This is a genomic window from bacterium (genome assembly GCA_020440705.1).
In the GTDB taxonomy this organism is placed as follows: domain Bacteria; phylum Krumholzibacteriota; class Krumholzibacteriia; order LZORAL124-64-63; family LZORAL124-64-63; genus JAGRNP01.
Genome location: JAGRNP010000147.1, coordinates 1 through 8,345 on the forward strand (window position 1 = coordinate 1; position 8,345 = coordinate 8,345).

Sequence of the window (8,345 nt, forward strand, 5' to 3'; positions counted from 1 at the left end):
CCCCCACCGGACGCGGCTTCCGTTCATGACACCCCGCCCGGTCCTACAACCCCTGCTCCCCAAGCCACCGCTCCGCCTCGATGGCCGCCATGCACCCCGTTCCCGCCGAGGTGATGGCCTGGCGGTAGTAGTGGTCCTGCACGTCGCCGCAGGCGAACACGCCCTCGACGTTGGTGGCGGTGCGGTCGGGCCGCGTGATCAGGTAGCCGTTCTCGTCCATGTCGAGCTGACCGGCGAGGAAGGCCGTGTTGGGCACGTGCCCGATGGCGATGAAGCAGCCCTGCAGGGGAATCTCGCGCCGGCTGCCGTCGACCGTGTCCTCGAGCTTCAGGCCGCGCAGGTTGCCGTTCTCGTCGGCGAGGTACTCGGCGATGGTGCTGTTCCAGGCCATCTCGATCTTGGGATTGGCCAGGGCCCGGTCCTGCATGATCTTCGAGCCGCGCAGCTCGTCGCGGCGGTGGATGAGGGTGACCTTGTTGGCGAAGTTCGTCAGGAAGGTCGCCTCCTCCAGCGCGGTGTCGCCACCGCCGACCACGGCCACGTCCTGACCGCGGAAGAAGAAGCCGTCGCAGGTGGCGCAGGCGCTCAGGCCCTTGCCGTAGAAATCCTTCTCGCCGGGCAGATTCAGCCACTTGGCCGAGCTCCCCGAGGCGATGATCACCGCGGGCACCGTGTACTCGCCGCCGGTGGTGACGACCTTGAACGGCCGGGCGGACATGTCGATCGACTTGACCGTCTCGCTCCGGATGACCGTGCCGAACCGCTCGCACTGGGCGCGGAACTGGGTCATCAGCTGGGGGCCGTCGATGCCGTCGGGAAAGCCGGGGTAGTTCTCGACCTCGGTGGTGATCGTCAGCTGCCCGCCGGGCTGGTCGCCCTCGCACAGGAGGTTGGGGATGTTGGCCCGGCTGAGGTAGAGGCCCGCGGTGTAGCCCGCGGGGCCGGAACCGACGATGATCACCTTGGGATCCCTGGTTTCGCTCATGGCGTGCGCCTTCCTGGTCGGTTGCCGGTTGAAATCCCGGCAAGTTGGTGGGAGATCGGGGCTTCCCCCTCCCGTCGCGTTTTCGTGCCGCAAACACTACGACGATCCGCGGGATTGTCAACCGTCGGCGGAAAAAGGGGAATTCTGGCGAGGATTCCTTGACGGCAGCCGTTGCAGGCATTTATTATACCCGCTTGCCAAGGAAATCCGGGCCAGTCGAACCGCCCGCGGCCGCAGCGCCGTCGACGCGGGGAAGCGGCCCTGACGGATGTTTTTGCGCGTCCGTCGACCGGGCCCGCCCGCGGCCACCGCCGGACGCCGGGCCCCCGAGCCGGACCGCCCCCTTCAGCGATGAACCGATTCATCGCCGCAGGTCGGGGCGGCAGGGAAGACGTCAGGGAGAAACCAGACATGTACGCCGTTGTGAAAATCAAGAACCAGCAGTTCCGGGTCACCCCCGATACGAAGCTGCAGGTGCCCCTGCTGGATGCCGAGGAGGGCGCGAGCCTGACCTTCGACGAGGTGCTCCTGGTCGCCAACGGCGAGGACATCAAGGTCGGCACCCCGGTGGTCTCCGGCGCCAGCGTGGCCGCCGAGGTCGTCGGCCACGGGCGCAGCCGCAAGATCGTGGTCTTCAAGAAGAAGCGCCGCAAGAACTACCGCCGCAAGAACGGCCACCGTCAGCACTACACCGAGATCCGGATCACCGGGATCAACGGCTAGCCCGCCCGTCGGCGGCAGCGGAAAGGGAGCGAACCATGGCTCACAAAAAAGCAGGCGGATCGACGCGGAACGGCCGCGATTCGAATCCCCAGAATCTGGGCGTGAAGCGCTTCGGCGGTCAGGCCGTGTCGGCCGGCACCATCCTCGTGCGCCAGCGCGGCACCCGGATCCACCCCGGCAAGAACGTCGGCAAGGGCGGCGACGACACGCTCTTCGCCCTCATCGACGGCACGGTGGTCTTCGAGGACTTCCGCGGCGACAAGAAGCGGGTGAACATCCAGCCCTTCGCGTAAGCGGCGCGGATGAGCAATGGGATCGAAGCCCGCCCCCTCCGGGGTGGGCTTCTCTCTTTTCGAGTTTCCGGACGCCGTCGGCGTCCGACAGCAGGTGGTCCATGGCGCACGACTCGATCCGCCGGCCTTCCCCCCTCGACCCCAGCCGGGTCCTCATCGTCATCCCGTCCCGCTTCGGTTCGTCCCGCTTCCCGGGCAAGGCCCTGGCCGATCTGGCCGGCCGGCCACTCGTGGTGCGGGTCCTGGAGAACGCCCGCCGCATCGCCGCAGCCTCGCGGGTCGTCGTGGCCACCGACGACGAGCGCATCGCCGCCGCGGTGCGGGCGGCCGGCGGCACCGTCGAGATGACCGGCGACCACGCCACGGGAACCGACCGCATCGGGGAAGTGGCGGGGCGTCATGACGTCGATCTCGTGGTCAACCTGCAGGGCGACGAGCCGCTGCTCGATCCGGACGACGTGGACGCGCTGATCGCCGCCATGGGCGCCGACCCGGACTGCGACATCGGCACCTGCGCCCATCCCTTCCCGGCGGGGGCCGGCGCCGCCTTCGCCGACCCGAACACGGTGAAGGTCGTGTGCGATCGCGCGGACCGGGCTTTGTACTTTTCGCGCGCGCCCATTCCCGGTACCTTTCCCGGGAACGTGACGCCGGGCGTCGCGGTGGCGCGGCGCCACGTGGGAATCTACGCCTTCCGGCGCGACGCGCTGGAGCGTTTCCTGGCCCTCGAGCGCACGCCGCTCGAACTGGCCGAGGGGCTCGAACAGCTGCGGGCCCTGGAGAACGGGTTCGTGATCCGGGTCGTCCCGATCGAGCGGGCGCCCGTGGGAGTCGATACGCCGGCGGACCTGGAGGACGTGCGCCGGCTCTGGCAGGAACGGCGGCCCGGGGAGTAGGGCGGCCACATGGACGGGCGGCGCCGCGGGGGCGGGGCCGCGCCGGGAGAGGAAGACATGGCCAAGTTCGTATTCGTCACCGGTGGCGTGGTCTCGGCCCTGGGCAAGGGGATCGCCAGCGCCTCGCTCGGCAACCTCCTGAAGGCGCGGGGCCTGAACGTCGTGCTGCAGAAGTTCGACCCCTACCTCAACGTCGATCCCGGCACCATGAGCCCGTTCCAGCACGGCGAGGTCTTCGTCCTGGACGACGGCGCCGAGTGCGATCTCGACCTGGGGCACTACGAACGCTTCACCGACACGAACCTCTCCCAGATCAACAACCTCACCAGCGGTCGCGTCTACGAGACCATCCTGGCCAAGGAGCGCAAGGGCGAGTACCTGGGTCGCACGGTGCAGGTCATCCCTCACGTGACGGATGAGATCAAGCGTCGCATCCTGTTGCCCGCCAAGGAGAACCCGGACGTCGACGTGATCATCACCGAGATCGGCGGCACCGTGGGCGACATCGAGAGCCTGCCCTTCCTCGAGGCCATCCGGCAGTTCCGCCTCGAGCTGCCCATGCACGACTCGGCCTCGGTCCACCTGACGCTGGTGCCCTACATCGCCGCGGCCGGCGAGATCAAGACCAAGCCCACCCAGCACTCGGTGCGCGAGCTTCGCAGCATCGGCATCCAGCCCGACTTCCTCATGTGCCGGGCCGACCACGCCATCGGCGACGACGCGCGGCGCAAGATCGCGCTCTTCTGCAACCTGCCCTACGAGCACGTCTTCGACGGCCGCGACGTCAAGAGCATCTACGAGGTGCCCCTGAACCTGCACGAGCAGAACTTCGACGGGCTGCTCTGCGAGCGCCTGAAGCTCGAGACGCCGGCGCCCGACCTGTCGGACTGGGAGCGCATGGTGAACGTCATCGTCAGCCCGCCGGACACCGTGCGCATCGCCATCGTCGGCAAGTACATCGAGCTGAAGGACGCCTACAAGAGCATCAGCGAGAGCTTCATCCACGCCGGCATCCCCAACCACGTGGGGGTCGAGCAGGTGTGGGTCGATTCGGAGACCCTCGAGGGCGAGGAGGTGGGCGACCGCCGCCTGGCCGAGATCTTCGCCGGCTGCCACGGCATCCTGGTGCCCGGCGGCTTCGGCGACCGCGGCATCCCCGGCAAGGTGAACGCCATCCGCTACGCCCGCGAGAACGGCATCCCGTTCTTCGGCATCTGCCTCGGACTGCAGTGCGCCATGATCGAGATCGGCCGCGACCTGGTCGGCCTCGAGAAGGCGGGCAGCGCCGAGTTCGACGCCGCCTCGCCCCATCCGGTGATCCATCTCATGGAGAGCCAGAAGGGCGTCACCAACAAGGGCGGCACCATGCGGCTGGGGGCCTACCCGTGCGTCATCACGCCGGGCAGCCGGGCCTACCACTGCTACGGCGAGTTCGAGATCAGCGAGCGCCACCGCCACCGCTTCGAGGTGAACAACGCCTACCGCGCGGCCTTCGAGGAGGCGGGCGTGGTCTTTTCCGGCACCTCGCCCGACGGCGAGCTGGTGGAGATGCTCGAACTGCCCGCCCACCCGTTCTTCCTGGCGGTGCAGTTCCATCCCGAGCTGAAATCGCGGCCGCGCCGTCCGCATCCGCTCTTCCGGGAGTTCGTGGGGGCGGCCGTGGCCCGGCAGGAGCGGCTGCGCGACGAGGCTTCCGGCCGGACGCCGACGCCCCGCGGGGCCGGTGGCGAGGGCGCCGAGACGGCGCCGGCGGCGTCCGATCCCCGGGCCCGCAACGAGGAGACGGCCGCCGGCTGAGCCGACGGCCCAACGACAGGGAAGGTCATGGCCTGCGCTGAACCCATCACCATCGGCGGTCGCCGCGTCGGACGCGGCCAGCCTCTCTACGTCATCGCCGGTCCCTGCGTCCTGGAAGACCCGGACGAGATGCTCGCCACCGCCGCGAGCGTGGCGGCCACGTGCCGGGAGGCGGGCGTCGGCTACTGCTTCAAGAGCAGCTACCGCAAGGACAACCGCACCAGTTCGACCTCCTTCCGCGGGCCGGGCCTCGACGAGGGCCTCGACCTGCTCGGGCGCATCGGCCGCGAGGTGGGGGTGCCCGTGCTGACGGACATCCACCATCCGGAGGAGGCGGCCGCCGTGGCCGAGGTGTGCGAGATCCTGCAGATCCCGGCCTTCCTCTGCCGGCAGACGAGCCTGCTCGAGGCCGCCGGAGCCACCGGTGCGGTGGTCAACGTGAAGAAGGGCCAGTTCCTCGCCGCCGCCGACATGGCCCACGCCGCGGGCAAGCTGCGCCACGCCGGCTGCGAGCGCGTCCTGTTCACCGAGCGGGGCTCGTTCTTCGGCTACCGCGACCTGGTCGTCGACTTCCGGTCGACGAAGATCATGCGCGACCTCGGCGTGCCCGTGGTCTTCGACGCCACCCACGCCGTGCAGTCGCCGGGCAGCACCGGCCAGACCACGGGCGGCGCGCCGGAGTTCATCCCGCTGCTGGCCCGCTGCGGCCTGGCGGCCGGGGCCGACGCCGTCTTCCTCGAGGTGCATCCGGAACCCGCCCGGGCGCGCAGCGACGCGGGCAGCCAGTTGCCCCTGGACGCCTTCGCGCCCCTGCTGGCCGAGCTGGTGCGGCACCGCGACCTCTACCTGGAGGGTGACCATGACCGCCCGTGAACCCGCCGGCCACTGGCCGCCCCACAACGATTCCGACTACCGCCAGGAGGCCGTCATCCGCCTGGGCGAGGATCTGGCCGACCGCTTCGCGCGCGTCAGGCTGCTGGTCTTCGACGCCGACGGCGTGCTCACGCCGGGCAGCCTGGTCTACGGCCCGGACGGCGAGGCCCTCAAGGAGTTCCACGCCCACGACGGGCTGGGGCTGGTGCTGGCCCGGCTCGGCGGTCTGAAGCTGGCCGTGATCACGGGCCGCGACAGCGCCATCGTGCGGCGCCGCTGCACCGAACTGCGCTTCGACGCGATCATGCTCGGCCGGTTCGACAAGATGGAGGCCCTGGCCGAGGTGCTCGACGCCACCGGCTGCGAGGCCGAGGAGGCCCTCTACATGGGCGACGACGTCATCGACCTGCCGGCCATGTTCCACGTCGGCGTGCCCACGGCGGTGCCCGGCGCGCCCAGCGAGGTGCGCGAGCACTGCGCCTGGGTCGCCACCGCGCCCGGGGGCGGGGGCGCCGTGCGCGAGGTGATCGAACTCGTGCTCAAGAGCGCCGGCCTCATGGGCCAGGCCCTCGAGCGGCTCATGATCCGCGAGCACCAGCCGACCCGGTCCGAGCTGGGCTCGGACGTGCGTCCGGCCGGCCAGGGGGACCCCTCGTGAACCCGCAGGCGCGCCGGCAGCCTTCCGCGGCCGAGCTGAGCGACGCGGCCCTGGTGGCCCTGGGGCGCGAGACCTTCGCCGCCGAGGCCCGGACCCTGAACGACGTGGAAGCGAGCCTCGACGCTTCCTTCGCGGCGGCGGTGCGGGCCCTGCTCGCCTGCGAGGGCCGCGTGCTGGTGACGGGGCTGGGCAAGTCGGGGATCGTGGCCCGCAAGCTCGCCGCGACCCTCACGAGCACGGGCACGCCGAGCCATTTCATCCACCCGGTCGAGGCCGCCCACGGCGACCTCGGCGTGGTGCGCGGGGCGGACGTGCTGATCGCCATCTCGCGCAGCGGCAACAACCCCGAGGTGGTCGACCTGCTGACCACCTGCAAGGGCTTCGGCATGACGACCATGGCCATCACGGCGGGGGCCGAGTCCGACGTGGCCGACCGCAGCGACATCGTCCTGCACACCCCGGTGGCCCGCGAGGCCTGCCCCCTGAACCTGACGCCGACGAGCTCGGCGTTGGCGGCCATGGCCATGGGCGACGCCCTGGTCACCAGCCTGATCCGCCTGCGCGGCTTCGAGGCCGAGGACTTCGCGGTCTTCCACCCGAGCGGGGCTCTCGGCCGCAGCCTGTTGATGAAGGTGTCCGAGCTCATGCACACGGGCGACGAACTGCCGGTGGTCCCCGCGGAGCTGACCCTGCGCGAGTCCCTGCCCGAGATCGTGGGCAAGCGCCTCGGCGGCACCTGCGTCGTCGCCGCCGACGGGCGCCTGGCCGGGCTGTGCGTGGACGGCGACGTCAAGCGCATCCTGCTCGAGCGCGCCGATGCCCTGGACCGCCCCATCACCGAGGCCATGAACCCCCGTCCGACCACCATCCCGCCCGACATGCTGGCCATCGACGCCCTGCGCATGATGGAGCAGCGCCGCCGCGGGCCCGTCACCCTGCTGATCGCCGTCGACGGCGACAACCGCCCGGTCGGCCTGCTGCACATCCACGACGTGCTGCGCGCCGGGCTGCTCTGAGCGCCGGCGCCCCGCGGCTCCCCTGGTGGCGGCGCCTCCGCCGGCGCGGCTACTGGCTGCTCGTGCGCCTGCTGCTCGGTCTGGTGGAGGTCCTGCCCCTGGCCTGGGGGCGGGGGCTGGGGGTGGGACTGGCCCGTCTGGCCCGCCGTCTGCGCCCCGCCGACGTGGCCGTCGCGCGGGCCAACCTGGCCCGGGCCTTTCCCGACACTTCGGCGGCCGCGCGCGAGCGGCTCCTCGCCGCGGCGGTCGACCACCTCGGCATCAACCTCTTCCACACCCTGGCGGCGCCGCGTCTGGTGTCGCGGCCGGATGTCATCGCGACCGCCCCGGCGTCGGCGTCCGGCGACGCCGACACGGCCACCGTCCTGGCCGGACTGGCGGCGGAGGGGCGAGGCGTGTTCATCCTGACCGGGCATATCGGTTGCTGGGAACTGGCGGGCGCGTGGGTGGCCCGCGAACTGGCGTCCCGCGGGCTCGGTCCCCTCGGGGTGGTCACGGGCACGGTCCACAACCCGCCCGTCGACGACCTGCTGCAGGGGCGTCGACGCGACCTGGGCATGCAGCCCCTTCCGCGCGACGGGGGCGTTCGGCCCCTGCTGGCGCTGCTGCGCCGGGGCGGGGTCGTGGCGGTGCTCCTGGACCAGCGCACCGGCGTGCGCAACCTGCCGGTGCCTTTCTTCGGCGTGCCGGCGCCCACGCCGCTCGGTCCGGCGCGGATCGCCCTGCGCCACGGGATCCCGGTGCTGCCGGTGGTGGGGGTGTGGGACGCGGCGTCCCGGCGCCACGTCATGCACCATCTGCCGCCGCTGCGCCCGGACGCCGCCGGCGGGGAGACGGCGGCCGGGTTCCTGGCGCGCTGCAACGGGGCCCTCGAGACGTTCGTCCGGCGGAACCCGGCCCAATGGGTGTGGTTCCATCGCCGTTGGTCTCCCGACACCTGAACGCCTATCTTGACGGAAACCCGGACCCGTATCCCGGAGAGGATGTCGATGCGACCGCCGCTGCCCCCGCCCTTCGCGAACATCGTTCCCGCCGGCGTCCTGACCGGCATCGCCCTGTGCGGCGCGCTCTGCGGCTGCGCCGGCGATGCCGCGCCGCCGGCGG

The 8,345-nt window shown here is 71.2% G+C and carries 9 protein-coding genes; 8 read left to right on the forward strand and 1 reads right to left on the reverse strand.

Translation table 11 applies throughout. From position 1 onward, the window contains the following. Positions 1–43: 43 nt before the first annotated feature. Entirely contained in the window at positions 44–985 is a 942-nt protein-coding gene (gene trxB / locus KDM41_15925) for a thioredoxin-disulfide reductase (GenBank protein ID MCB1184915.1), read from the reverse strand. 411 nt (positions 986–1,396) lie between these two features. Between trxB and rplU the strand changes: the two genes are divergently transcribed. From rplU to KDM41_15965, 8 genes are all read left to right on the forward strand, one after another. Further along, on the forward strand, positions 1,397–1,708 hold the full coding sequence (rplU, locus tag KDM41_15930) for a 50S ribosomal protein L21 (protein MCB1184916.1): 312 nt from the start codon (positions 1,397–1,399) through the stop codon (positions 1,706–1,708). A 35-nt stretch (positions 1,709–1,743) separates the two neighbouring features. After that, the gene (gene rpmA, locus KDM41_15935; GenBank protein ID MCB1184917.1) at positions 1,744–2,001 is read left to right on the forward strand and encodes a 50S ribosomal protein L27; all 258 of its coding nucleotides are present in this window, start codon (positions 1,744–1,746) and stop codon (positions 1,999–2,001) included. 101 nt (positions 2,002–2,102) lie between these two features. Then, positions 2,103–2,897, forward strand: a complete 795-nt coding sequence (kdsB, locus tag KDM41_15940; GenBank protein MCB1184918.1) for a 3-deoxy-manno-octulosonate cytidylyltransferase — start codon at positions 2,103–2,105, stop codon at positions 2,895–2,897. Positions 2,898–2,954: 57 nt separating this feature from the next. Further along, positions 2,955–4,694 carry a CTP synthase gene (locus KDM41_15945; GenBank protein MCB1184919.1) on the forward strand — a complete coding sequence of 580 codons (1,740 nt, stop codon included), beginning with the start codon at positions 2,955–2,957 and terminating at the stop codon, positions 4,692–4,694. A 27-nt stretch (positions 4,695–4,721) separates the two neighbouring features. After that, positions 4,722–5,567 (forward strand): 3-deoxy-8-phosphooctulonate synthase, encoded by an 846-nt coding sequence (kdsA, locus tag KDM41_15950; protein MCB1184920.1) that lies wholly within the window; start codon positions 4,722–4,724, stop codon positions 5,565–5,567. Beyond that, positions 5,554–6,225, forward strand: a complete 672-nt coding sequence (locus KDM41_15955; GenBank protein MCB1184921.1) for an HAD hydrolase-like protein — start codon at positions 5,554–5,556, stop codon at positions 6,223–6,225. The genes kdsA and KDM41_15955 overlap by 14 nt, the downstream gene beginning before the upstream one ends. Positions 6,226–6,275: 50 nt before the next feature. Beyond that, the gene (locus KDM41_15960) at positions 6,276–7,241 is read left to right on the forward strand and encodes a KpsF/GutQ family sugar-phosphate isomerase (GenBank protein ID MCB1184922.1); all 966 of its coding nucleotides are present in this window, start codon (positions 6,276–6,278) and stop codon (positions 7,239–7,241) included. Positions 7,242–7,303: 62 nt separating this feature from the next. Then, positions 7,304–8,182 (forward strand): lysophospholipid acyltransferase family protein, encoded by an 879-nt coding sequence (locus KDM41_15965; protein ID MCB1184923.1) that lies wholly within the window; start codon positions 7,304–7,306, stop codon positions 8,180–8,182. Positions 8,183–8,345 lie beyond the last annotated feature (163 nt).

Bases quoted from the DNA above. Each gene is read 5' to 3' on its own strand.
- KDM41_15955 (MCB1184921.1), top strand. From the start codon at position 5,554: ATGACCGCCCGTGAACCCGCCGGCCACTGGCCGCCCCACAACGATTCC.
- KDM41_15945 (MCB1184919.1), top strand. From the start codon at position 2,955: ATGGCCAAGTTCGTATTCGTCACCGGTGGCGTGGTCTCGGCCCTGGGC.
- rplU (MCB1184916.1), top strand. From the start codon at position 1,397: ATGTACGCCGTTGTGAAAATCAAGAACCAGCAGTTCCGGGTCACCCCC.
- trxB (MCB1184915.1), bottom strand. From the start codon at position 985: ATGAGCGAAACCAGGGATCCCAAGGTGATCATCGTCGGTTCCGGCCCC.
- rpmA (MCB1184917.1), top strand. From the start codon at position 1,744: ATGGCTCACAAAAAAGCAGGCGGATCGACGCGGAACGGCCGCGATTCG.
- kdsA (MCB1184920.1), top strand. From the start codon at position 4,722: ATGGCCTGCGCTGAACCCATCACCATCGGCGGTCGCCGCGTCGGACGC.
- kdsB (MCB1184918.1), top strand. From the start codon at position 2,103: ATGGCGCACGACTCGATCCGCCGGCCTTCCCCCCTCGACCCCAGCCGG.